Genomic DNA, 23,547 nt, shown 5'->3' on the forward strand with positions numbered 1-23,547 from the left:
AATCAGCACCTTATAACGATGATTTTGACAAAGAACGAAAATAGAATCAATTAATCGGTGTAATTCGTTTTTCGTTATAAGATGCTGTTTCTTTGTTATCACAATGCCCCCGAACCTAACAAATTAAAGAACTAACAACGAGTGTTATGAATACCATTTTTAAGGGTATAACTGTATTGAGCCTGCTCTTCTTTTCTAATATAAAAGGACAGCAGTTACCACAATTTACACAATACATGTTCAACACAACCTCTATTAACCCTGCCTATGCGGGTAGTAGAGAGAGTTTGAGTTTTACGGCTTTACATCGTAACCAATGGGCCGGTTTAGAAGGCAACCCTAGAACCAGTACATTTTCTTTGCATACCCCTATGCGTAATGAAAAAGTAGCACTAGGATTATCTTATATTAATGACCATTTGGGAGACCAAAGTACGCAGTTTATTTATGGTAATTTTTCGTACACTATCCCAATATCCTGGGAAGCCAAACTTTCGTTTGGTTTAAATGGTGGTTTCACTAAATACGATTTATCAAATCCTGATGTAAACGACCCCTTCTTTAATCAGAATTTTAATGTTTGGGACCCTAATTTTGGTGCGGGCATGTACCTAACTACCAACAGATGGTATGTTGGTTTTTCTGCCCCTAGAATTTTAAATACAGATGTAAACGAAGGAGAGTTTGAAGCTTTAGAACGAAACAGCTACTACGGTATTGCCGGTTTGGTCCTAGACCTATCTTTAGATATAAAATTTAGACCTTCTGTAATTACAAAATTTACCAATGGAGCACCAGCTTCTTATGATGTCACCTCTAGTTTTTTGTTTTACGAAAAATTCTGGCTAGGTGCATCTTATCGCTTTAACGATGCCTCTAACTTTGGAGCTTTTGCAGATTATCAAATCAGTAAAAATTTAAGAATAGGCTATGCCTATGATTTACCAACCTCCCTCACCAGACCCTACACTGGTGGCACACACGAGGTGATTTTAATATTTGAACCCAAACTAAATAAGAAGGAAGATTTATACCGTTCCCCAAGATACTTTTAAGATGAATTTTAACAAGCACCTACTTAGTCTGCTACTACTGGTAGCCTGTATTTCTAGTATATACGCTCAACATCCACTACAGCGCAAAGCGGATAAATATTTTGGCACCTTCTCTTACGCAAAAGCCATTCCTTTATATGAAGAGATGGTAACAGAAGGTATAGATATAGAACACGCGCAAAAAAGATTAGCAGAATGCTATTTATTGCAAAGAGACTATGAAAAATCGATACCCTATTTTGAAAGATTTATTCATAAATCTGGTATCTCTAGCAGCCATTATTTTAAATACGGCATGGCACTTAAAAGTGTGGGTAGGGAAAAAGAAGCTGCGGAGTGGTTAAAACTTTACAAAAAGACAAACAAGAATGATAAGTTAATAGACCGCTTTTTAAAAGATGGTAATCTAGCATCTGTTGTTTTTAACAGTAGAGAACGCTATGATATACAACCTGTTAAATACAATAGTCAGTTTAATGATTTTGGCGCTATAAAATTTGGAAATACAATCTACTTTAGTAGTAGTCGCCCAGATTCTGATGACGAACGAGTTTATGATTGGGACAACCAACCATGGCTTGATCTCTTTTTTATAGAAGAAGGTGGTGCTTTTGAACGGATGACAGAATACATTCCGCAACGAATCAAAGGAGATATCAATTCTAAGTTTCACGAAAGCTCCATTGTTTTTTCCACCGATTATAAAAATGACACCATAGCCTACTTTACACGAAACAATTATTTTGAAGATAAAGAAGGTTTCTACGTAAAAAAGATTAAGGAGAAACATCTGGTTCAAAAACAAAACAACTTAAAAATATTTGTCGCCGAAAAGGATGGTGAAGAATGGCGCGTAGCCAAAAACCTAAAAATAAATGCAGACCACTACTCCACCGGTCATCCATCTGTCAACGAGAACAGGACAAAGTTATACTTTGCATCAGACAGGCCTGGAGGATATGGCGGTACGGATATCTATTATTGCGATATTCATCCACGAGGTGGAGTAGGTCAACCCATTAACGCAGGACCAATCATCAATACAGCAGGTGATGAGATGTTTCCCTTTATCAATAATGAAGGTAAACTGTTCTTTGCCTCTGATGGTCACGTGGGTTTTGGAATGCTAGACATATTTGCCACAATTACCGATGAAAATGGTGAAGTCACAGACGTAATTAACCTAGGAAAACCGGTGAATAGCGAAAAGGATGATTTTGCATTTTTCTCTAATGAAGATGGAACGGAAGGCTACATCAGTTCTAACAGAGATGGTGGTAAAGGAGGTGACGATATTTATAAATTCGATTTTACACCATCTTTATATGTAGATGGTTTTGTATACGATGCGGTAAATGGTAACCCACTCGATTCGGTGGTGGTAAAACTTACGGATATCAACACAGGGAATTTCATCAAACAAGTAAAAACAGATGGCCGTGGTTACTACCGTATGTTCGTAAATCGTGGTTCCAAATACAAATTGGTTCTTAACCGCATTACCCACCCAGAAAAGAAGGTCACCCTAAACCTGACCAATTTACCCAACAAGCAGAAAAAAGTTCAAAAAGATGTGTATTTAGAACCTGTGTTAGATGTAAAAATATTAGCTGGCTTGGATAAAATTTATTTTGATTTTGATAAATCTTACATACGCCCAGATGCAGCTAAAGAATTGGATAAAGTGGTAAAATTGATGGTAGAAACCTATCCCTATATGACAATTAAGCTAGAATCACATACAGACGGCGTTGGTAGTCATGAATATAATGATAAACTATCTGAGGCTAGAGCAAAAGCCACCTATGAGTATTTGGTAGCTAATGGAGTGCCTGCCGAACGCATACTATCTTACAAGGGCTATGGAAAAAGGCAGCCAGTAAATGATTGTAAAACAAGGTGGGATTGCCCTCCAGAAATACTGGAATTAAATAGAAGGTCTGAATTCCCGATAATTAACATATTTAAACCAGACCATCTTAAAGCCTTAGACCCTACAACGCCCGATAAAAAGTCAAAAACCAAATAAAAAAAAGCCTCTTAAAAGAGGCTTTTTTTTATTCTATAATAATTACTTTCTTTTCCACCACTTCCTTTATAGGGAGTACTACTTTACCCTCTTCGGTTTTTAAAGTCATAGACATATTGTCTATAGCGACAATAACACCTTCTAATTTACCTACTATCACTTTATCCCCTACCATATAGGTTTTTCTGGCGTAAAACATTTTAAGAACATCTGCAAAAACCTCCCTTGAACCCAAACCAAAGCCTAAAGCTGCTGCAGCTAAAAAGGCTCCTAAAATTAAGGTGAAATTACTGGTGATTATATCAGTCTGTATGCCTGCTTGGTTTAATGCCGTAATCGATACAAAAAAGGCGATAAGATAAAAAAGCGTATTGCTAATAAATTTTGAACCGCCTACACCCATAGAATCAAACAAAGCCAAAGTAGCTTTTTTTACAGTGGTGGCGATATACAAGCCAGCAGCTAAAATTAAAAGCGCGCTAAATAAGGTTGGTAAATAGGCAAAAATTGCGACAATTCCATCAGATACAGCTTTAAGCCCTAACACTTCAGAAATGACGGTCGCAAACATTAAAATTAAAAGTACTTTTACAATACCTAGTATAATTTTTGCTAAATCTACTTTAACTTCTTTATCTCCAAAAAAATTAGCCTCTGTAACTTTTTGAGAAAGCGCATCTATTTTCGCTGCTTTAAGTACTTTCTTTAGAATGAACATGATTACCTTAACCACTAGCCAAGCAAAAATGAGCCCTAAAATCCCCAATACTATCTTTGGTAATAGTTGCACCGCACTGGAGAAAATATCGGATAAGCTATCCTCTAGTACTTTTTTATATTTTTCCATGAGTTGTATATAAATTGAATGTTGATTGGTTTACTTACGTTTATTAGTCCGTATCATCCCAGAAATTACAGAGGCATAATTAGAGCTTACTAAAACGGCCATATCTAGAATAAGTTTTGCAATGGCAATATCATTCATAACCTTTTTCCGCATCTCAGGAGGAACCTCCCGCAAATTGCGGTTAAGCTGTTTAAAAGGGTTATCTGTTTGGTCTGCCATTTTATCTTATCCTAAGGTATTATAAATTTCTAAAAGCTTGGTCTTAGCCCGTTTTAATCTCATTTTTACGGCACTTTCTCCAAGCTCTAACAAATCACTCAACTCCTTAACAGACGCACCATCTTGGTACTTTAAGAGTAAGATTGATTTATTTTCTGGACTAATCATTTCTAAAGCTTTGGCTAATTTGTTAGCCTTAAGTTCGTAGATACTTTCGTCTGGCACATCGTCTTGTGCTAATTTATACTCCGTGTCTTCCATTGCCACGGATTGGTCACTCATCTTCCGTTGTTTGTCTCTATTTACATAATTAACACAAAAGTTATACGTAAAAGAATACAACCAGGTAGAAAATTTAGACTTGCCCTTAAAAGAAGCTAATTTTACAAAAAGCATCAAAAAAATATCTTGGGTCAAATCTTCCGCTTCGTCATCAGAACGGGCAAAACCGTAACATTTGTTGTAGACCATTTTAACATAACGATCATACAATACTCCAAATAACAAGGTGTCATTATTGGCTACAATTTTAGCTACTAGTTCTTCGTCACTCAAATCCTTATACGCATCTTCTCTACCACTACCATTTCTGGTTTGGTTTATAAGTATGAGAAACAAGCGTTTAAGAAAAGTCACTTAGATTTTTTTAAAATAATCGGCAATATAGTTAATACTGGGTATCTTTAAACAAAAATTAAGCTATGAAATACGGTATTGGTACGCTGTTTGTTGTTATTTGCTTTTTAATTATTAGTTGTAAGAACAACACTTCAAAAACAGAAGAAACTATTCCTGAAGCTCCGGAAATAGAGGAAAAACACCTAACCTTACCAGAAAAAATAGCTGTAGCACATGGCTTTGAAAACTGGAAAACTATTGATCAACTGGCTTTTACTTTTAATGTTGATCGTAATGAAAAACATTTTCAGAGAAGCTGGATTTGGAATATAAAACAAAACACAGTAACCCACATTAATGGTACCGATAGTTTAACCTATAACCGAAAATCCATGGATAGTGTTGCCTATAAAACCAATGCTGGTTTTATCAATGATAAATTTTGGTTATTAGCACCCTTTAATTTGGTATGGGACCGTAAGAACTATACTTATACCCACAAAGTCTTAGATACCACCCCAATTGGCAAACATCCTATGCAAAAACTCACTGTAGTATATGGGAATAAAGGTGGCTACACTCCAGGTGATGCCTATGATTTTTATTTTGGAGACGACTTAATTATTCGTGAATGGACTTTTAGAGAAGGAAATCAAGAAAAACCCAGCATGAGTACCACTTGGGAAAATTATAAAGAACAAAACGGTATTAAAATTGCACAAGAATATAAAGGTGCGTCTAAAGATTTTAAACTCTATTTTGATGGAATAAAAGTAAATGGCACAGCACTTGATGAGTAATTTTTTATGAAATCTTCTACGCTGTTAATTGTGCTATTTTTTGGTTATTTAGGCTTTTCCCAAAACCAAAAACTTGGCGTTATTTTAGACCAACAAACAAAACAACCCTTAGAGTTTGTAAATATCTATACCACTGGCGATTATACCCTTTCTAATGCGGATGGCCGTTATTTTATCAACAGTTATGCAGATAGCATACAGTTTAAGTTACTCGGATATGAGATTAAGAAACTTAGTTTTGCTCAACTAAAGGATACCGTTTATTTAAAAAACCAAGCGCTAGAACTAGAAGGTGTTACAGTAAGCAACCTAAAAACAATGTTCCAAAAAATAAGGGACAGTATTAAGGTCAATTACCAATTTAAACCCTACCAAGAAAATTTCTTTTTGCGCGCTACATTGAGACGAAATGGAAAGTTAGTACGCATCCAAGATATGCAAGGTAATCTGTGGCGTAAAACGTTATTGTACAACAAAGAAATTCAACTAACTACTAAAGATTACCAGGTGCAATTAAACCATATGCGCAAGGTTGGCATGGTTAAAGACACTAGTAATATCTATTTTATTTTTCCAACTTTTTATGGAATACTTACCAATTTTGCCCGGATAAAGGCTGTAGAAAAAGCACATAATTTCAAAAAGATTCCTTTTGAAAGCGGAGATAGATTAAGGTATGAATATGCTTCTAAAAATGCAGACACTACTAAAACAGAAGGGCATTACATTATTAACCTCAAAAATAACGCAATTGAAAAATTTCAATTAAAACAAACAATCACTAAAAATCAGAATAAAGCTCCCTACAGCACTGATAATTGGTTAAAATACAAAACTTTGGAGCACTTTGTAGAAGTATATTTTGAACCAGACACAAACACCCATCTTTATACGTTAAAAAAAGCAAAGCAAAGACAGATTGTGGAATGTATAGATACTAGAACAGACACAAAAACACTGTTTGAAGCTGAATTTATATTGAGTAACTATAATCCATTTAACACCAAAAAGTTTAAGAAAAATGTAAGTGCTACTAGAGATATTTTTAAACTTAAAAAAAACTATGACGCTGCTTTCTGGAAAAACCAAGAATATCTCTTGTTAACTAAGGAAATGGAAATATTTATAATGAATATGCAAGCTAAAGCTGTTGAATTTAAGGTAAAAACAAATCTTGACTAATCGGTTTTTCGCTTGGTAAAAGCTATCAGGAACACTAACACCGCACAACACAGAAGTAGTGTAAAACTAAATTTTAGATTAAAAGTCTCTGCTAAATACCCCAGCAACACCGGGCCAGATAAAAAACCTAGATATCCACAACCTGCAATCAATGCTACTCCTTGACTAGAGGGGACACTATTTACCTTACCTCCTATTCTAAATAATTCTGGCACCATAGCAGAAAAACCAAGCCCTGCAAATCCAAAGCCTATAATAGCTAAAATAGTTGTTGTTGTTAATACGAGTACAAAACCAAGGATACATAAAATTGCCCCTAACATTAATAACTTGTAAGACCCCAGAGACTCGCTTATACCGTCTCCTAAAAATCGCCCTAAAGTCATGGTTGCGGAGAATGCTAAAAAACCAGCACCTATTAAGTATGTTGGCGCAAGGGTTATTTCTTTCAGATACAACCCACTCCAATCTACAATAGCACCTTCACTGCCCATACTAACAAATGCAACTAAACCTAATAGAAATAAAGGTTTAAACATTTTTATATTAAAAGTTTGATTGTTTTTAGTAGCAGCAGTAATATGAATATAATGCTTACGCATGTTATAACTTACCCATAAAATAAGGACTACACTCCCTAACATATGATACATAGGATGCGGAATTATCGGAATTAAAAAACTAGTAAGTCCTACTAAAATACCACCTAGACTGTAAAATCCATGGGCTGCTGACATTATACGAATTCCATCTTTTTTTTCAATTTCTGTCACCAAGGTATTCATTGCTATATCTGTAAACCCATTGCTTGCCCCTAAAAAAAATAACGCAATACATAGCAGACCATAATTTGGTGCAATTAGGGGAAACATCGCAAATAAACTAGAACATAGAATAGAAACCCAAGTAGCCCTACCTACTCCAAGTCTAGCAACCAGTTTAGAGGCTATAGGAAATACACTAAACACCCCTAATGACAAAAAAAACAAAGCAAATCCTAAATCTGCCTTACCAATAGCTAGCATTTCCTTTACCGTAGGTATGTAAATGGCCCAAGTACCAAACCAAATATTTAGGCTAGCAAAAACAAGAGCGGGAGCTAAATATCTTGGATTAGAAAGTATGAGTCTTAGTGATTTCATAAGGTGTTGCAATTAAACTCTTACAAAGATTATCTATTTAAAAACAGAAGTTTGTAAATTATCTCACCACTTCTATAACAATATATTCCTAAACATCTTACTGCAAAACACAAATAGCTAATTTTATACTATGAAACCCATAGTAGAAGCCATTAAACCAAATATTGGCGCCTCCATAAAATACGCCCATTACACCATTGATAATGGTTGCAATTCTGTTGGATGGCATATCCATCCAGAATTGGAATTAGTTTATATCAAAAATGGTTCAAAAAAAATACATATTGGAACTACAGAAACCACCTACACAAACGGATTACTCATTTTAGTTGGAGGTCATATTCCGCACGAAGATTTTAGTAATTATGACTATCCCAATAATACTGAAACGGTCATACAATTTGATGCTGCGTTTGCAAAAGAGCAAATAATATCTTTTCCAGAATTTAAAGCTATCAGTAAAATGCTGCTCTCTTTGCAATCCGCATTACTATATTCTGATGCAACGCATGCTATGGTAGCACCCTATTTTAAGGCGATGTTAGGCCAAGATAGCACAGAACGATTATTAAGCTTGTTAAGCATATTCAATATACTTTCTAAAGCAGAACCACAAAAAATTTTATCTCCTTTTGAAACTTCTGCAAATACCAACCTGCGTAATGTAAAACAATTAGAGTTGATTTTTAATCATGTAAACAAACATTATCAACAACCCATCAGTAATGCAGAAATGGGACAATTATTAGGGATGTCTCCAAATTCTTTCTGCCGATTTTTTAAAAAGATGACAGCACAAAATTTTAAAAAATTTCTAAATACCTATCGCCTTAAAAAAGCAAACGAATTACTCCAGAAACAACCAATTTCTGTTAAAGAGGCTATGTACCAAACAGGCTTTAACAGTCCTTCTTACTTTAGCAAAGAATTTAAAAAACAATTTGGCTATTCGCCAACCAAGATTCCATGACTCTATTTGCCCAGTATTCCTGCTTTTAATATTTCGCCAAAATTATACATGTCCTCATAAGAGCAATAAAAAGGAGCCGGCGCTAATCTGATCACATTGGGTTCTCTCCAATCCACAATTACGCCGTTTTTCATCAAATAATCGAACAACTCTCTACCTTCTCCATGTAGAAAAACCGAAAGTTGGCATCCACGAGCTTCGGGAGTAATAATTTCAAAAGTACTTTCTACCTGCTTGTCCACTTCGGTTAGAATAAACTCCAAATACGCTGTTAGCGTCTTCTGTTTTGCTAAAAGCGCTTCCATACCTACCTCTTCAAACAACTGTAAGGAAGCAAGGTAAGGCGCCAAAGATAAAACAGGAGGGTTACTTACTTGCCAGGCATCTGCAGTAGCAATGGGTTCAAACTCGGGTTTCATTAAAAAGCGAGTTTCTTTTTTGTTACCCCACCACCCTTCAAACCTTGGAATAGCTTTGGTGTCTAAATACTTTTCGTTCACAAAAATTCCAGATGCATTACCCGGACCACTATTCATGTATTTGTAGCTACACCAAGCAGCAAAATCTACTTGCCAATCGTGTAAATGCAATGCTACATTACCAACGGCATGTGCCAAATCCCAACCTACAAAAGCACCTTGTGCTTTCCCTGCTTTGGTTATTTCTGCCATATCAAAAACCTGTCCGTTGTAGTAATTTACTCCGCCGATAAGGACCAAAGCCAGCTCATCCCCAACTTCATTAATTTTTGCTATAACATCTTCTGTACGCCATGCATGTTCTCCTTCTCTTTTCTTTACCTCTACAATGGTATCTGCAGGATTATATCCATGAAATTTAACCTGACTCTGCAATAAATATTGATCAGAAGGAAAAGCTTTCTCCTCACAAATAATTTTAAAGCGTTTTGCAGTAGGTCTATAAAAACTAACGAGTAAAAAATGTAGATTTACCGTTAACGTATTCATCACAGAAACCTCTTCTGGTCTTGCCCCAACCACTTTTGCTAAAGGTTTCGCCAAACGTTCATGGTAATCCCACCAAGGCTTTTCTGCATAAAAATGTCCTTCTACAGCCAACTGCGCCCAATCTTGCATTACATCATCTACATAATCTGTGGCCAATTTAGGTTGCAAGCCCAAAGAATTACCTGTAAAGTAAATAACTTCCTTATGGTTTACCTTAGGATAAGTAAAGTGGGCTCTATAAGATTTTAGTGGGTCATTTGCATCTAATTCTTGTGCAAACTCCAATGTATTTTTAAACTTCATAGCTTTTTAATCTTCTTTTAATCGTAGTCTCATTTCATTAATGTGGCTAGCAAAACCGCTTTTTTTATAAGCGTTCACCGCAGGGCTATTTTCTTGGTACACGGTTAAACGCAGCTCTAGCAAACCTTGCATTTTTGCCCATGCTTTCAACTCGTGCATTATTTGTGCATTTAAGCCTTTACCTCTAAATGCAGGTAAAGTGTACATAAATCCCAAATAGGCGTACGCCTCATGGTCCAAATAATGTCTAGCCTTTTTAGGCAATGCGTAACCAGAGGATACAATTTGCCCCTCTACCTCTGCAACTACTACTTTTACATCTTCTCTCTTAATGTAGGCTTCCAAATCGTAATAAGATATAGGATCTGGTTTTATGGTGGAATCAAAGGGGCGTTCTGCCGCAATTAATTCTTGCTCAAATTGTTTTAAGATTACAAGGTCTTCTAGTTTTGCATCTCTAAGAATAACGTTTTCCATTGCCTAAAATTAACCCTTATTTGGCTAATTTTGCCAAAACGATTGCATGCATTTTCTATCTTCTGTATTGGAAAACTATATTGCTGATAACTCGGCTCCAGAACCACAAGTCCTCCAAGATTTAAGGCGAGAAACCCATATTAAAGTTATACAACCCCGTATGCTAACTGGGCATTATCAAGGCCGTGTCTTAAGTTTATTCTCTAAATTAATTAGTCCTAAACGAATTTTGGAAATAGGCACTTACACTGGCTATTCTGCTATTTGCCTTGCAGAAGGCTTATCCAAGGATGGACATTTACATACTATTGATGTTAATGAAGAACTGTATAGCATACAGCAAAAATATTACAAACTTAGTGGAAATGAGGCTTCCATAACACAACACGTAGGGGATGCTTTAGATATTATCCCCCATTTGGAAGAGGTATTTGATTTGGTTTTTATTGATGCAGAAAAAAAACAATATGATGCCTACTTTGAAGCCGCGTTACAAAAATGCAGACCAGGTAGTGTAATACTATCAGATAATGTTTTGTGGTCTGGTAAGGTGGTAGAGCCAGTTAAAAAATCTGATAAAGCTACTCAAGTATTATTAGAGTATAACAAAAAGTTAGCGACGGACCCGCGTGTAGAAACTGTATTGTTATCCGTTAGAGACGGCCTTACGCTGAGCCGCGTTAAGTAATATATTGTGAACTCGGTAAAACAACCAAGCAGAAAACGTACCTACAAGTGCCCCAACTAAAATGTCTATAGGAAAATGCACCCCAACAAAAATTCTGCTAAAACAAAATAGAATTGGCCAGATGTAAAACAGTATAGTCCAGTTATAAAACTTTCTAAGAAATAAAAATACTAAAGTGGTAATAGAAAAAGAGCTAGAAGCGTGCCCAGAGAAAAAACTATAATCCGATGGCTTTCTTAATATTCTAATTATCGTATTAATTGCCTCATCATTATTGGGCCTTAAACGTGCAACTGTTTCTTTGGTTAAATCCGTAACTGTAGTAATAAAAAGCACTAATAAAAGCACGGTTATTGTTTTTAAAAATGCTTCCTTTTTATCGTACTTTAAAAACATCAGAATAAAAAAGAAAATGAATAAAGGTGTCCATGTTTTAATATCTGTGATAGCAGACCAAAAACCATCATAACGGTCCACTCCCAAGCCATTTAAATACACAAACACATCCCTATCCCATTCTAAAAGCTTTTCTAACATAAACTATTTTCCGCTTCGCTTTATGGCACCGGTTACCTCATCTACATTTTTCTTTACCTCGTCTATCTCTTTTTTAATATCCTTAGTAAAATCGGCATCCATGCCATGGTTTTCCGCACTTTTTTGTATTTCTCTCTTAATATCATCGGTTGCATCTCTTAATTGGCGCATTCCCTTGCCCAATCCTTTTGCTATACCTGGAATCTTATCCGCGCCAAATACCATGACCACGATAAACATGATAAAAAATATCTCCGCTCCGCTAATAAATAACACATGCATGATACAAATATAAAGAGAACTAAGCAGCAAAAATAAAAAGGCCCAATGAAATCATTGAGCCTTTATACATTATTTTAAGTGGAAATTATTCTCCTCTTACTTTTTCTTTAAATTGATCAAAATCTGACTTCTCGTCTTTTTGTGGCCAAGCGTTATTAGTAGTATCTATATCTGCAGTTTCTAACTTAGGATCTACAACTATACCTACCAATTCTTTTTGAGAAGACAATACACGCTTTACTTCTGCATCATTCTTTCTCCAAATTTCTGGTGGATAGGTAACATTTTCCTTGCTACCATCTGCATACGTATACTCTACAATTAACGGCATTGGTATACCACCTGGCTTCGTAAAGGTCACCTCATAAAAATATTTAGGCTCTTTTACTTGAGCACGTTCCGCTTCCGTCATATTATCCATCATAAACTCTTTCAAGTTTTTAGAAATTTCTGAAGGAGCTTTATCCTTAAGGTTGCTATCCATTTCTTCACTCTCTGCATCTGCTAAATAAACTAGTGGTGGCAAGTCTGCCTCTGTTAAACCACGAGCATCCATGTATTCTTGCATTTGCTTGGTAACTTTGTTAGATACATAGTATTTTTTAACACCACCTACCCCAATATCTACATAATCTGTAGTGTAGAACCAGCTTCTCCAGAACCAATCTAAATCTACCGCAGAGGCATCTTCCATAGTTCTAAAAAAATCTTCTGGCGATGGATGTTTAAACATCCAACGTTGTGCGTAAGTTTTAAATGCATGATCAAATAACTCCTTACCCATTACGGTTTCTCTTAGAATATTTAATGCTGTAGCTGGCTTAGCATAGGCATTAGGACCTAATTGATAAACGTTTTCTGGGTTAGACATGATTGGAGAAATGTATTTTTGGTCTCCTGCCATGTACGGTACAATTTTTTCTGGCGCACCTCTTCTAGAAGGGTAATTATCATTTGGAGCAACATCTTGCGGATAATTTTTACCGTATTCTTGCTCTGCCAAATACTGCATAAAGGTATCTAAACCTTCATCCATCCAACCCCACTGACGCTCATCAGAATTTACAATCATTGGAAAAAAGTTGTGACCAACCTCATGTATAATCACACTAATCATCCCATATTTAGTTCTATCAGAATACGTACCATCTTCATTTGGTCTACCATAATTCCAGCAAATCATAGGGTATTCCATACCTTGGTTTTTGGCATGTACAGAAATAGCCTTATGGTAAGGATAATCAAAAGTATGCTTAGAGTAGGTATGTAAAGTTTGCACAACTGCTTTAGTAGAAAAGTCTTCCCACAACGGGTTGCCTTCTTTTGGGTACATAGAAACCGCCATTACATCACGGTTCGCCAATTTTACGGCTTGCATATCCCAAATAAACTTTCTGGAAGTTGCAAAACCAAAATCACGTACCATTTTACCTGGTTCCGTTTTAAACTTCCAAGTTTTAGTTTTTTCTGCAAAGCTACCTTCTTTGGCTTCTGCTTCTGCTTGAGTTACGATGATAACAGGCTTATCATAAGATTTTTTAGCTTGTTCGTAACGCTTCATCATTTCTTTGGTAAATACCTCTTTTCTGTTTTGCAAAACCCCAGTAGCATCTAGCACATGGTCTTCTGGTACTGTGATATTTACTTCATAATTACCAAATGGCAATGCAAATTCACCGCTACCCCAAAATTGATGGTTTTGCCATCCTTCTACGTCTGAATATACCGCCATTCTAGGGAAAAACTGTGCGATTACATAAGCACGGTTACCATCTTTAGGAAAATACTCGTAACCAGAACGCGCACGATTTACGGTATGGTCTGGAATATTGTACCACCACTTAATGCTAAAAGATATATTCTCGCCACTTTTAAGGGCCTGCGGAATATTTATACGCATCATGGTTTGGTTAATTGTATAAGATAATGGCTTACCGTTGGCATCTTTTACCCAATCTATATTAAAACCACCATCAAAAGGTTCCGTTACAAAGCTTTCTGCAAAATTACCAGGAGTGTAAGCAAAATTTACGCCGCTACCATTTCTTAACGGAGATTTAGAATCTTTGGCACGTACGTTTTGATCTAATTGTACCCATAAAAACTCCAAATTGTCTGGAGAGTTATTGGTGTAAGTAATTGTTTCTTCTCCGTAAATTTTTGCATTCTTGTCATCTAAAGTAATGTCCATCTTGTAGTCTGCCTGCTGTTGGTAATAGGCAGGTCCTGGGGCACCAGATGCAGAACGATAGCTGTTTGGTGTGGAGAATTCTTCGTAAAGTTGTTTAAATCGGCTTTGGTTGTAATGGCCGGGTTCACGTTCTTGCTTTTCCTCACTTTCTTGTGCTATACCTACAAAGGCAAGCATAAAAAGTAGGCTAGCAAAACCATACTTGAGTTTATTCATTTTTTGTCAGTTTTAAGTTTGAAAAATACTGCTTTTTACTCATTAGCTTAGGCAGCATCAGAGTTTTAACATTCCTTTAGTATCTGACTTTATTAGGACAAAGCTTTTCTTTTGGTCTTTCCATTTTACATGAACCAAATTTTTTTGGTCATCAAACAAATCTGTCAGTATTTCATTCGTCACCGTGAGCGATGTGTGAGAGTCTAAGTTAACATCGGTAACTTCTATATAACATATAGCTACATCTGCATCGTACTTTTTACCCAAATACTTGTAGGTTACTTGGTGACCATCAATATCAATTAAAAACTTAGTTCGTAAATACTTCTCTAAGTATTCCTCTACTAGCGGGTTTTCTTTTTGGGTCGCTAATTCACCTTTAATCCCATAACGTTCTTTCAACACATTTTCTAAATCATCTATAAAAATACGCGTGGTAATTTGTAAAGCGTTATCCTTTTCTGAGTGATTAATATTAGTGACACTTACGTAAAATTTGTGCGCAAAAGACATTCCGATAAGCGCTACTAAAACCAAAAGTGGCAATACTAATCTTTTTGTTCTCATGTTAATATTCATCTTAGATTATTAGTTTTTTTTTGATGATTGATGGCAAGATACGTGTTCTAAATCTACAAATATCTTACTACTCTTGGATACCGTTATTTTCTCTATATATTGCACTTTTACGCTGCATATAAGCCCATAATTTTAATTGGTCTTTACGCGCTACCAATTGCTGAAATTCTGGGTCTACTTCACAGAAATACATAAAATCGTTTACCTTATTAGTGGGTATCTTAAATTCCGTTTGGAATATACTATCAATATACATTTCCTTGATTCGCTCTGTTCTAGCAAAACGTTTGTCGATGGCTACTCTGTTTTTGAGCATCTTAGTCCGACCCGTTATCCAATTAAGTATTGGATTAAGGGGAACACCAGCTCCTCCAGATGTAGCTTCCTTCAGTAAACGTTCGCTCTGACTAGGAAATACGGCGTTTGCATTAGGCAAGCCCAATGAATATTTATCTACTACTTTAGTATTGAGCGTACCTACATCTTTACTTAAATCGCCAGACAAGCCAAAAGGTCTAACCACCACCTCTCTAAGCTCATTTACAAAGGGCTCCATGGGCACGGTAACGTAAGAAGTATTCATTAGCAACTTATTAACTGACACAACTTTACGTTTTAGTTGCACGGAAGAGAACACCAAAGTATCGTCTTCTTTAACCGCAATAGAAAAGTTGCCATCAAAGTCGGTAATCGTTGCTTTTTGGGAACGCAGGTTTTGTATGGTTACCCCAGTAACATCTTCTTGTTCTGCAATAACCCTTCCATTTAAGGTCTTCTCTTGTGCAGTAACGGTAGTTACCCACATTACCAAGAGGGTAAATACACTAGTTTTTAGCAGTTTCTGCTTTAAAGTTCTTGCTTTGGGTAACCAAAAAGTCGATAAGCTGAAATTCATTCTCTTTCTTTAACAGGGATTGGGATGGTATTTTATCATCACAATACACCAAAAAAGCATCTATTTGTTTTTGGGGCAAGCCCAAGTCTACCACAAAAAACTCATCATCATACACATGGCGTAACACCTCACTTACTTTTAAGGGTGTACCCTCACCTGTTTCTTGATTTTTAGCATTAAAGATGGCTTTAAAAATATTGACAAAATTTATGCCATCTTTCATGCCTCTTTCAATCTGGGATTGCGCCACATTCTCTACTTCTGTGGTACGGTCTATTTCATATTCGTATTCCTGAAATTCTTCATTCTTTAACTTAACATATTGTTCTGAATTCTCTGGCCCTACAATAACCTCATCTAACTCGGTAACCTTTTCTTCTACCTCTACCACTAAACGGCCATTGTTCAACATCTCTTGCGTTATTAACACCACCTCTAATTGGTAATTTACGGCTGTAAACACCAGCTGGTCGCCCACCTTTACCTCAATGGCAAAGCGTCCGCCTTCATCAGTAATGGTTGCTTTTTGGCTGTTGGTATTTATAACGTTCTCATTCACCACGTTGGTGCCACGGTAGATCACCTGTCCGCGTAACCATTGGCGGGTAGCCTCCTGAGCTTGTGCAGGCAATAATGCCATGGTGATTAATATCAGTAAAGCGTATTTTCTTAGCATAACAATGTATTGTGGTGTTAAAGAAAGTGGTTTAGATAATTAAAATAAAATTAGTCACATCTAAACTTTTGTTAATAAATTAGTTTCTTGAATTTATTAGACAAATCAAACTGAATTTCCACGTAAGATTATCCTTTCACCTAAGTCATTGGTATTTTACCGTAGAAAAGCATGCAGACTAAGATTTACGTCTATTTTTGTTTTTGCCTAAAATCTATATGAAAAAAGTTCCACAATGAAATTATTAGTTACTTCTTTATTAGTTGTATTTGGAGTGGCCACAACCTTAGCACAGGTTAAAATTGGCAACAACCCACAAAATATTAATGCTTTTTCACTCTTAGAATTAGAAAGCACAGATAAAGCCTTAGTAATCTCTAGGGTAAATAATAGTCAGATGCAGGGAATGACTCCCTTACGTGGAGCATTAGTATTTAATACAGATGAGGCTTGTGTATTTCATTACACTGGAACAGAATGGGAGAGTCTGTGCCAAAACACAACAAATACTAGTTTTGAACTATTAGAAAATGATTTAGTGCTTACAGACAGTGACGGAACGGAACTAAGAGTTTCTCTAAGTGGCGCAATAAATCCTAATTTTACAACAGTACCTACGGAACCAAGACAAGCACAAACCATAGTAATTACACAAGATGGTGATAATTACAATTTTGAAATTTTTCAGGTTCCAGGTAGTCTTATTGCCAACAATTCTATCTTAGGAAGCAAGATAGCAGATGAAACTATTGAAGGTCGCAGTTTAAATAGTGAAGCAGTAACTAACAGAGTTTTGGCATTAAATGCAGTAACTACAGATAAAATAGAAGACGGCACCATCCTTGCTGCAGACCTAGCAGATGGTAGCGTAACAGATAATAAATTAGACAAGGCCAATATTCCCATAAGCGGTTTTGGCGCCGCAAATGCAGCTGTTGACCTTGGTGGTCAAAGCATTACAAACCTTGCTGACCCTACCAACTTGCAAGATGCTGCTACCAAAAATTATGTAGACAACTTAGCAACAGGTTTAAGCACGCTAGCAGATGGAACTATTTTTGTGGGTGATGCAGCTAATACAGCACAAAGCGTTAGTATTTCTGGTGATGCCAACTTAGACAATTTGGGAGAACTTACCATAACGGATAATGCCATAACTACTACCAAAATTTTAGACGGCAATGTTACTCCAGAAAAACTAAGTGCAGGGACGGCGGGCCAAATATTAGTTTCTGATGGTTCCGTGGCCAATTGGCAAGACCCTGCAGTTATTGCGGTCACTACAGATGGTACTACTATTGTGGGGGACGGGGATGCAACAGCTATTAGTGTTGCCAATGACGGTATAACTACAGACAAAATTTTAGACGGTGAAGTACAAACAGCGGACATTGCCAATGGTAATGTAACCCCAGAAAAATTAAGTGCAGGCACAGATGGGCAAGTACTAATTGCCAATGGTGGTTTAGTAAATTGGCAAGATAATACCGCAGCCAACGTAGCCGTAGATGCCGCCGCAATTACCAACCTAGATGCTATTAATGTACAAGACGCTCTGGCCGAATTGCAGGGCGATGTAGACGGACTTACCTTGGCCGGAGGTGCAGATGGTGTTATCACCAACGTTGAGCTGAATGCTGCTAACGAATTAGAATTTACAGGTAACAATGGTGGGTTTAACGGTTCTGTAAACTTAGATGGTTTAGCAAATACGGATGAGCAAGACCTTAGTCTTGCAGGTAACACTCTTAATATTTCTGGCGGAATTGGTGTTGATCTTACACCAATCTTAGGCGGTGCCAATACAGATGAACAACAATTAACACTTGAGCCAGGTAATTTATTAACACTTACAAATGGTGGCACTCCAATTGACCTTACTCCATTTTTGGATAATCAAACTGCTACAGAAGTTCCATTTACAACGTATCTAACTATAAATGGTGCAAATGCACAACTGGCTCTTCAACAATTGAAAGATGAGTTGGATGCGGCAATTTTAACGGGTGGTGGTGAAGTAAACACTGGCTCCAATCAAGGAACAGCAGGTGTTCCAACTTTTATTCAAAAAAATGGAGCAGATTTGGAATTTAGAAGTATCAATGCTGGTTCTAACAAGATAATTATAACCGATGATGTAGCTAATAATGAAATTGATATTGACATTGATGAAACACAGTTAACTATTACGGAGGCTCAAATATCTGACTTAAACCATACGGTGAATACGGATAACCAAAACGATTTTGAAGTACTGTTGGCCACCCCTACTGATTTTGATGGAGACCTAAACAATGAAACTACAGTACAAGGTGCATTAAACGCTATTGCCGCAATTAGCTCGGATGACCAAAACGATTCTGAAGTATTATTGGCTACCCCTACCGATTTTGACGGAGACCTTAACAATGAGACTACAGTACAGGGTGCATTGAACGCCATTGCCGCAATTAGCTCGGATGACCAGAACGATTCTGAAGTACTGTTGGCTACCCCTACCGATTTTGACGGAGACCTAAACAATGAGACTACAGTACAAGGTGCATTAAACGCTATTGCCGCAATTAGCTCGGATGACCAAAACGATTCTGAAGTATTATTGGCTACCCCTACCGATTTTGACGGAGACCTTAACAATGAGACTACAGTACAGGGTGCATTGAACGCCATTGCCGCAATTAGCTCGGATGACCAGAACGATTCTGAAGTACTGTTGGCTACCCCTACCGATTTTGACGGAGACCTAAACAATGAAACTACCGTGCAAGGTGCATTGAACGCCATTGCCGCAATTAGCTCGGATGACCAGAACGATTCTGAAGTACTGTTGGCTACCCCTACCGATTTTGACGGAGACCTAAACAATGAAACTACCGTGCAAGGTGCATTGAACGCTATTGCCGCAATTAGCTCAGATGACCAAAATGCAGATGAAGTTGTTGTTGTTGGTGCTAACCCAACAAATTATGCCCCAATAGGAGGCACCAATGTGCTAAGCCACTTAAACGGTATAGACGCTGCCCTTGCAACCGCTACTGTATCTGGTACTGAAGGCTCAATATTCTTTGCAGATACAGACGGTACTGTTACAGATGAAAATGCACAACTTTTCTGGGATAATGCTAACGATAGACTTGGGGTAGGCACAAATACACCAGAAAGCAAATTACAAGTAGATGGCTTAATAAGGGCGACTGGATTTAGAGGCGCAAGTAATGGTTCAAATAACACTCCTACTTATCGTTTTTCTGAAGATGCAAATACTGGTATTTATAACCCAAGCCCAGACAATTTAGGTTTCGTGACCGGAACGAATGAAGCCATGCTTATTGATGCTACCCAAAACGTCATAGTAAATCAAAATTTACAGTTAGACGGCACCTTAACCGATAATGATGGAAACGTAGGTACTGATGGTCAAATATTATCTAAAAATGGAGATGGAGACGTAGTTTGGTCAGATAATGCAGCTATTCCAAGCGGGTTAAACCAATACAGCATCCCCTTTGTAAATGCTACAGGAGACGGTTGGGAAGAAGCCGTAAATATAAATGGTGGCCAAGGATTCTATTGGAGAGCTGATAAAAGATCTGCTAATGGGAGTAATACAGGAACTAAATACGGTGCATTGTTCATTGGCATAGATCAAAATTTTGGAAAAGAAACCAATCATGCAAAAGTTCAAATAGCAGACAATGCCCCCGGTCTAGGTTATGCATTACAACTAACAAATTATAGAGCTGCAGACGGCAATAATAACTCAACAGGTATACTATTCTCTACTGAACAACAAGGAACTTGGGGTAAAGGAGCTTTGGTATATCAAAGAAATTTTGCAACTCCAGGCTATGCCAGAGGTGATTTTCACTTCTTGCAAAATCAAGCAGGTGATAATACAGTGCCAGATATAGCAGACGCAGTAATGACCATTAAAAATAATGGCAATGTAGGCATCGGAACCACAGCACCGGAAGAAAAGCTTCACGTAGTGGGTAACATAAGAGCTGAAGGAGGAGTCTTTCAATCTGTAACAAATACCATTCAACCAATACCCGACTACGTATTCCAAAAGCACTTTTTAGGCAGCTCTTCGCTTAAAGCAGACTATGAGTTTAAAAGTTTAGCACAAATAGAACGCTTTGTAAAAGAAAACCACCATTTACCGGGGGTAACCTCTGCTAAGGAAGCACAAGCTAATGGGGTTTGGAACTTAAGCCAATCTAACCTGCAAAACCTAGAAAAAATAGAAGAGCTGTTTTTGCATACTATAGCCCAAGAAAAAAAGATACAACGTTTAGAGGCAGAAAAAAAAGCCCTACACCAAGAGGTAGAAAGTCTTAAAAAAGACATGGCACAGATAAAAGCTGTATTGTTAGACCTAAAAAAGTAATCCTATGCATAAATGGTCACTTATTGGAGCGCTATTATGGGCTAGTACGGGATGCTCCCAAACCGCTCTTAACAATACGGGTAATTTACAATTGCATGCAGGTGCAGCAGTAGGCATCCACACCAATGCCAACAACAATGGCACTATACAAGCAGATAACTTTAGCTTGCTTGGTGCATATGGAAACCAATTGTATAGCTTTACCGGGAGTAATCCATTCAATACATTCGATTTTGAATTAGCCAATGATGCTGGATTGGTTTTACAAACCCCATTAATTATACGTAATAACCTAAACTTTATTAGCGGCCAGCTATTTACCCCACATACAGACCCCACCATTACAGCTTCTTTTTTAGTAGATGCCTTTTTTAATGGAGAGAGTAATTCCAGTTTTGTAGATGGTTTTGCAGAAATAAAAGATAAAGCAGACTTTTCTTTCCCTGTAGGGGATCAAGAGCAACTGCGTCCTCTATTAATAAACTCTAATGGTGTTAATAGTACAGCAAGTTGTGCATATCTATTAGAAAACCCAACCGCACCTATTAGCGTAGATTTTTCATTAGACACCAATAATACAGTTAATGATATAGGTGATGTGTCCACCACTGAGTTTTGGATTTTAAAAGGAGCTATTTCATCTACTGTTACCGTAAGTTGGAACACCAGAAGTCAACTAGCTGCTATGGCCACGGAAGTAGAAGATATTGTTTTGGTAGGATGGTCAAAAGCTGCTGGTCGTTGGACAATCATTGGTAATAGCGCCACAAGCGGAAATTTAAACGAAGGCTTTTTAGTATCTAATAGTTTTATTCCAAATGATTTTGAAGCCATCACCTTTGGCACCACACCTATACCGACAGATACTTTTGCTACCAATTACCCAACGTTAGGAAACTATTTTGTTTCGCCCAACGGGGATGGGATTAATGATGTATTGTCTTTTGACGATTGGGACCAAATAGAAGGCAGCAATGTGCTACATATCTATAACCGATTTGGACAGAAAGTATATACCAAAGAGAACTATTTAAATAACGAGTTTAATGGGTTTTCTAATATAGATAATTTTGTCATCAAAAGAGAAGAAGGTCTACCAGATGATATTTATTACTACACCGTATCCTTACCAGATATGGATTTAAACTACCAAGGCTTTTTCTACTTAAAACGATAATCTATACTCTAGCAAGATAAAGCAACATTTAAAAAGCTTACCACAAGTTCTTCTTATTTTGTAAGAATAACACTTCTTTTTACAACATATTTTCTTCATTACATCGATGTAAGACCTATTTTTTCAGTCTAAATACATCAAAATACCATCTGCAATGAAGAAAATAATACCGTTATTGCTTGTTCTTGTTAGCTTATCATCATTTGCTCAAGTTAAAATTGGTGAGGATATCACTACGATAGATGCCTCCTCTTTATTAGAATTAGAGAGTACTACCAAAGCTTTAGTATTAACCCGGGTTAGCAATCAGCAAATGAATGCTATCTTTCCATTAAACGGAGCTTTAGTTTATAATACAGATACCCAATGTGTGCATTATTTTAATGGTACGGCATGGGACAATTTATGTGATGGAACTTCCAATGGTCCTGCTGCAGCATTGACTGACAACTTAGATGGTACGTTTACATTTACCAGCGCCTCTGGTGTAGAAACCACTTTTTATGGTGAAGCACAAAATATAAGCACCTTAGAAGCTACAGGGCCTAATGAGTTCACCTATACAAACGAATTGGGAGAAAAAACAATACTTGCACTATCTGGCAACAGTTTTTCTGGAAGCTATGCTGATTTGACAGATATCCCAACCAATTTAGATACCGATTCTACGGACGACTTTAGTGGAGCATTCACCGACTTAACTGGCGTTCCCATAAACCTAGACATTGACAGTACAGACGATTTTAGTGGTAGTTTTGATGATTTGACCAATGTGCCTGCAGATATTGCTGATGGTGATGATGATACGACATACACTGCAGGTGCTGGTCTTAATCTTGTGGGTACCGAGTTTTCGGTTAACAATACAACCATTACTCCAGCTTGGGCTAACATTACGGGTATCCCTGCAAACTTAGATACGGATTCTACAGACGATTTTAGTGGGGCTTTTGCCGACTTAACTGGTGTTCCCGTAAACTTAGATATTGACAGTACAGACGATTTTAGTGGTAGTTTTAATGATTTGACCAATGTGCCTGCAGATATTGCTGATGGTGATGATGATACGACATACACTGCAGGTGCTGGTCTTAATCTTGTAGGTACTGAGTTTTCCGTCAATAATACGACCATAACTCCGGCTTGGGCTAACATTACGGGTATCCCTGCCAATTTAGATACCGATTCCACCGACGATTTTAGCGGGGCTTTTGCCGACTTAACTGGTGTTCCCGTAAACTTAGATATTGACAGTACAGACGATTTTAGTGGTAGTTTTAATGATTTGACCAATGTGCCTGCAGAT

The 23,547-nt window shown here is 37.1% G+C and carries 20 protein-coding genes and 1 pseudogene; 9 read left to right on the forward strand and 12 right to left on the reverse strand.

Annotation, left to right across the window (positions count from 1 at the left end):
• Positions 1 to 146: 146 nt before the first annotated feature.
• The gene (locus HCO57_RS05310) at positions 147 to 1,055 is read left to right on the forward strand and encodes a type IX secretion system membrane protein PorP/SprF (RefSeq protein WP_167988183.1); all 909 of its coding nucleotides are present in this window, start codon (positions 147 to 149) and stop codon (positions 1,053 to 1,055) included.
• 1 nt (position 1,056) lies between these two features.
• A complete protein-coding gene (locus HCO57_RS05315) occupies positions 1,057 to 3,084 on the forward strand; it encodes an OmpA family protein (RefSeq protein WP_167988184.1) in 2,028 nt (675 codons plus the stop codon).
• Positions 3,085 to 3,112: 28 nt separating this feature from the next.
• Here HCO57_RS05315 and HCO57_RS05320 read toward each other — a convergent pair whose 3' ends face one another.
• From HCO57_RS05320 to HCO57_RS05330, 3 genes are read right to left on the reverse strand one after another with little or no spacing between them, the layout of a single operon-like run.
• A complete protein-coding gene (locus HCO57_RS05320; RefSeq protein WP_136951712.1) occupies positions 3,113 to 3,931 on the reverse strand; it encodes a mechanosensitive ion channel family protein in 819 nt (272 codons plus the stop codon).
• A 30-nt stretch (positions 3,932 to 3,961) separates the two neighbouring features.
• A complete protein-coding gene (locus tag HCO57_RS05325; protein ID WP_136951713.1) occupies positions 3,962 to 4,150 on the reverse strand; it encodes a hypothetical protein in 189 nt (62 codons plus the stop codon).
• A gap of 6 nt (positions 4,151 to 4,156) precedes the next feature.
• Entirely contained in the window at positions 4,157 to 4,759 is a 603-nt protein-coding gene (locus tag HCO57_RS05330; protein ID WP_317171135.1) for an RNA polymerase sigma factor, read from the reverse strand.
• 92 nt (positions 4,760 to 4,851) lie between these two features.
• Between HCO57_RS05330 and HCO57_RS05335 the strand changes: the two genes are divergently transcribed.
• Both HCO57_RS05335 and HCO57_RS05340 read left to right on the forward strand, forming a co-directional pair.
• Positions 4,852 to 5,568 (forward strand): hypothetical protein, encoded by a 717-nt coding sequence (locus tag HCO57_RS05335; protein ID WP_167988186.1) that lies wholly within the window; start codon positions 4,852 to 4,854, stop codon positions 5,566 to 5,568.
• A gap of 6 nt (positions 5,569 to 5,574) precedes the next feature.
• The gene (locus HCO57_RS05340; protein ID WP_167988187.1) at positions 5,575 to 6,750 is read left to right on the forward strand and encodes a carboxypeptidase-like regulatory domain-containing protein; all 1,176 of its coding nucleotides are present in this window, start codon (positions 5,575 to 5,577) and stop codon (positions 6,748 to 6,750) included.
• On the opposite strand, the gene HCO57_RS05345 is transcribed toward HCO57_RS05340, so the two are convergent.
• Complete coding sequence (locus HCO57_RS05345) at positions 6,747 to 7,892, reverse strand: MFS transporter (RefSeq protein ID WP_136951717.1); 1,146 nt, start codon at positions 7,890 to 7,892, stop codon at positions 6,747 to 6,749. The two genes, HCO57_RS05340 and HCO57_RS05345, sit on opposite strands and share 4 nt — an antisense overlap.
• A gap of 130 nt (positions 7,893 to 8,022) precedes the next feature.
• Here HCO57_RS05345 and HCO57_RS05350 point away from each other — a divergent pair, with 130 nt between their 5' ends.
• Positions 8,023 to 8,862 (forward strand): helix-turn-helix domain-containing protein, encoded by an 840-nt coding sequence (locus tag HCO57_RS05350; protein WP_167988188.1) that lies wholly within the window; start codon positions 8,023 to 8,025, stop codon positions 8,860 to 8,862.
• A gap of 2 nt (positions 8,863 to 8,864) precedes the next feature.
• On the opposite strand, the gene kynU is transcribed toward HCO57_RS05350, so the two are convergent.
• Both kynU and HCO57_RS05360 read right to left on the reverse strand, forming a co-directional pair.
• A complete protein-coding gene (kynU, locus tag HCO57_RS05355; protein ID WP_167988189.1) occupies positions 8,865 to 10,133 on the reverse strand; it encodes a kynureninase in 1,269 nt (422 codons plus the stop codon).
• Positions 10,134 to 10,139: 6 nt separating this feature from the next.
• Positions 10,140 to 10,610, reverse strand: coding sequence for a GNAT family N-acetyltransferase (locus HCO57_RS05360; RefSeq protein ID WP_167988190.1), 471 nt, complete (start codon positions 10,608 to 10,610; stop codon positions 10,140 to 10,142).
• Between the two features lie 46 nt (positions 10,611 to 10,656).
• Between HCO57_RS05360 and HCO57_RS05365 the strand changes: the two genes are divergently transcribed.
• Positions 10,657 to 11,298, forward strand: a complete 642-nt coding sequence (locus HCO57_RS05365) for an O-methyltransferase (protein WP_167988191.1) — start codon at positions 10,657 to 10,659, stop codon at positions 11,296 to 11,298.
• On the opposite strand, the gene HCO57_RS05370 is transcribed toward HCO57_RS05365, so the two are convergent.
• From HCO57_RS05370 to HCO57_RS05395, 6 genes are all read right to left on the reverse strand, one after another.
• Positions 11,257 to 11,835, reverse strand: a complete 579-nt coding sequence (locus tag HCO57_RS05370) for a phosphatase PAP2 family protein (protein WP_136951722.1) — start codon at positions 11,833 to 11,835, stop codon at positions 11,257 to 11,259. The genes HCO57_RS05365 and HCO57_RS05370 overlap by 42 nt on opposite strands.
• Before the next feature lie 3 nt (positions 11,836 to 11,838).
• On the reverse strand, positions 11,839 to 12,117 hold the full coding sequence (locus tag HCO57_RS05375; RefSeq protein WP_167988192.1) for a twin-arginine translocase TatA/TatE family subunit: 279 nt from the start codon (positions 12,115 to 12,117) through the stop codon (positions 11,839 to 11,841).
• Between the two features lie 85 nt (positions 12,118 to 12,202).
• On the reverse strand, positions 12,203 to 14,524 hold the full coding sequence (locus HCO57_RS05380; protein ID WP_136951724.1) for a M1 family metallopeptidase: 2,322 nt from the start codon (positions 14,522 to 14,524) through the stop codon (positions 12,203 to 12,205).
• A 57-nt stretch (positions 14,525 to 14,581) separates the two neighbouring features.
• Positions 14,582 to 15,091 (reverse strand): DUF6702 family protein, encoded by a 510-nt coding sequence (locus HCO57_RS05385; protein WP_167988193.1) that lies wholly within the window; start codon positions 15,089 to 15,091, stop codon positions 14,582 to 14,584.
• A 79-nt stretch (positions 15,092 to 15,170) separates the two neighbouring features.
• Positions 15,171 to 15,908 carry a carboxypeptidase-like regulatory domain-containing protein gene (locus HCO57_RS05390; RefSeq protein WP_245167545.1) on the reverse strand — a complete coding sequence of 246 codons (738 nt, stop codon included), beginning with the start codon at positions 15,906 to 15,908 and terminating at the stop codon, positions 15,171 to 15,173.
• Between the two features lie 19 nt (positions 15,909 to 15,927).
• Positions 15,928 to 16,674, reverse strand: coding sequence for a hypothetical protein (locus tag HCO57_RS05395; protein ID WP_136951727.1), 747 nt, complete (start codon positions 16,672 to 16,674; stop codon positions 15,928 to 15,930).
• Positions 16,675 to 16,909: 235 nt separating this feature from the next.
• Here HCO57_RS05395 and HCO57_RS05400 point away from each other — a divergent pair, with 235 nt between their 5' ends.
• From HCO57_RS05400 to HCO57_RS05410, 3 genes and pseudogenes are all read left to right on the forward strand, one after another.
• Positions 16,910 to 21,064, forward strand: a complete 4,155-nt coding sequence (locus HCO57_RS05400) for a hypothetical protein (RefSeq protein WP_167988195.1) — start codon at positions 16,910 to 16,912, stop codon at positions 21,062 to 21,064.
• 4 nt (positions 21,065 to 21,068) lie between these two features.
• Positions 21,069 to 22,241: a gliding motility-associated C-terminal domain-containing protein gene (locus HCO57_RS05405; RefSeq protein ID WP_167988196.1), complete on the forward strand. Its 1,173-nt coding sequence runs from the start codon at positions 21,069 to 21,071 to the stop codon at positions 22,239 to 22,241.
• A gap of 154 nt (positions 22,242 to 22,395) precedes the next feature.
• Positions 22,396 to 23,547, forward strand: a pseudogene (locus HCO57_RS05410) (hypothetical protein); the annotation flags it as partial.

The organism is Croceivirga sp. JEA036 (assembly GCF_011882165.1).
In the GTDB taxonomy this organism is placed as follows: domain Bacteria; phylum Bacteroidota; class Bacteroidia; order Flavobacteriales; family Flavobacteriaceae; genus Croceivirga.

Excerpts from the sequence above, each read along its gene's own strand:
- HCO57_RS05325 (WP_136951713.1), bottom strand. The coding sequence starts at position 4,150 with ATGGCAGACCAAACAGATAACCCTTTTAAACAGCTTAACCGCAATTTG.
- HCO57_RS05320 (WP_136951712.1), bottom strand. The coding sequence starts at position 3,931 with ATGGAAAAATATAAAAAAGTACTAGAGGATAGCTTATCCGATATTTTC.
- HCO57_RS05360 (WP_167988190.1), bottom strand. The coding sequence starts at position 10,610 with ATGGAAAACGTTATTCTTAGAGATGCAAAACTAGAAGACCTTGTAATC.
- HCO57_RS05345 (WP_136951717.1), bottom strand. The coding sequence starts at position 7,892 with ATGAAATCACTAAGACTCATACTTTCTAATCCAAGATATTTAGCTCCC.
- HCO57_RS05350 (WP_167988188.1), top strand. The coding sequence starts at position 8,023 with ATGAAACCCATAGTAGAAGCCATTAAACCAAATATTGGCGCCTCCATA.
- HCO57_RS05390 (WP_245167545.1), bottom strand. The coding sequence starts at position 15,908 with ATGTGGGTAACTACCGTTACTGCACAAGAGAAGACCTTAAATGGAAGG.
- HCO57_RS05315 (WP_167988184.1), top strand. The coding sequence starts at position 1,057 with ATGAATTTTAACAAGCACCTACTTAGTCTGCTACTACTGGTAGCCTGT.
- HCO57_RS05405 (WP_167988196.1), top strand. The coding sequence starts at position 21,069 with ATGCATAAATGGTCACTTATTGGAGCGCTATTATGGGCTAGTACGGGA.
- HCO57_RS05365 (WP_167988191.1), top strand. The coding sequence starts at position 10,657 with ATGCATTTTCTATCTTCTGTATTGGAAAACTATATTGCTGATAACTCG.
- HCO57_RS05380 (WP_136951724.1), bottom strand. The coding sequence starts at position 14,524 with ATGAATAAACTCAAGTATGGTTTTGCTAGCCTACTTTTTATGCTTGCC.
- kynU (WP_167988189.1), bottom strand. The coding sequence starts at position 10,133 with ATGAAGTTTAAAAATACATTGGAGTTTGCACAAGAATTAGATGCAAAT.
- HCO57_RS05400 (WP_167988195.1), top strand. The coding sequence starts at position 16,910 with ATGAAATTATTAGTTACTTCTTTATTAGTTGTATTTGGAGTGGCCACA.
- HCO57_RS05335 (WP_167988186.1), top strand. The coding sequence starts at position 4,852 with ATGAAATACGGTATTGGTACGCTGTTTGTTGTTATTTGCTTTTTAATT.
- HCO57_RS05385 (WP_167988193.1), bottom strand. The coding sequence starts at position 15,091 with ATGAGAACAAAAAGATTAGTATTGCCACTTTTGGTTTTAGTAGCGCTT.
- HCO57_RS05340 (WP_167988187.1), top strand. The coding sequence starts at position 5,575 with ATGAAATCTTCTACGCTGTTAATTGTGCTATTTTTTGGTTATTTAGGC.
- HCO57_RS05375 (WP_167988192.1), bottom strand. The coding sequence starts at position 12,117 with ATGCATGTGTTATTTATTAGCGGAGCGGAGATATTTTTTATCATGTTT.
- HCO57_RS05370 (WP_136951722.1), bottom strand. The coding sequence starts at position 11,835 with ATGTTAGAAAAGCTTTTAGAATGGGATAGGGATGTGTTTGTGTATTTA.
- HCO57_RS05310 (WP_167988183.1), top strand. The coding sequence starts at position 147 with ATGAATACCATTTTTAAGGGTATAACTGTATTGAGCCTGCTCTTCTTT.
- HCO57_RS05395 (WP_136951727.1), bottom strand. The coding sequence starts at position 16,674 with ATGCTAAGAAAATACGCTTTACTGATATTAATCACCATGGCATTATTG.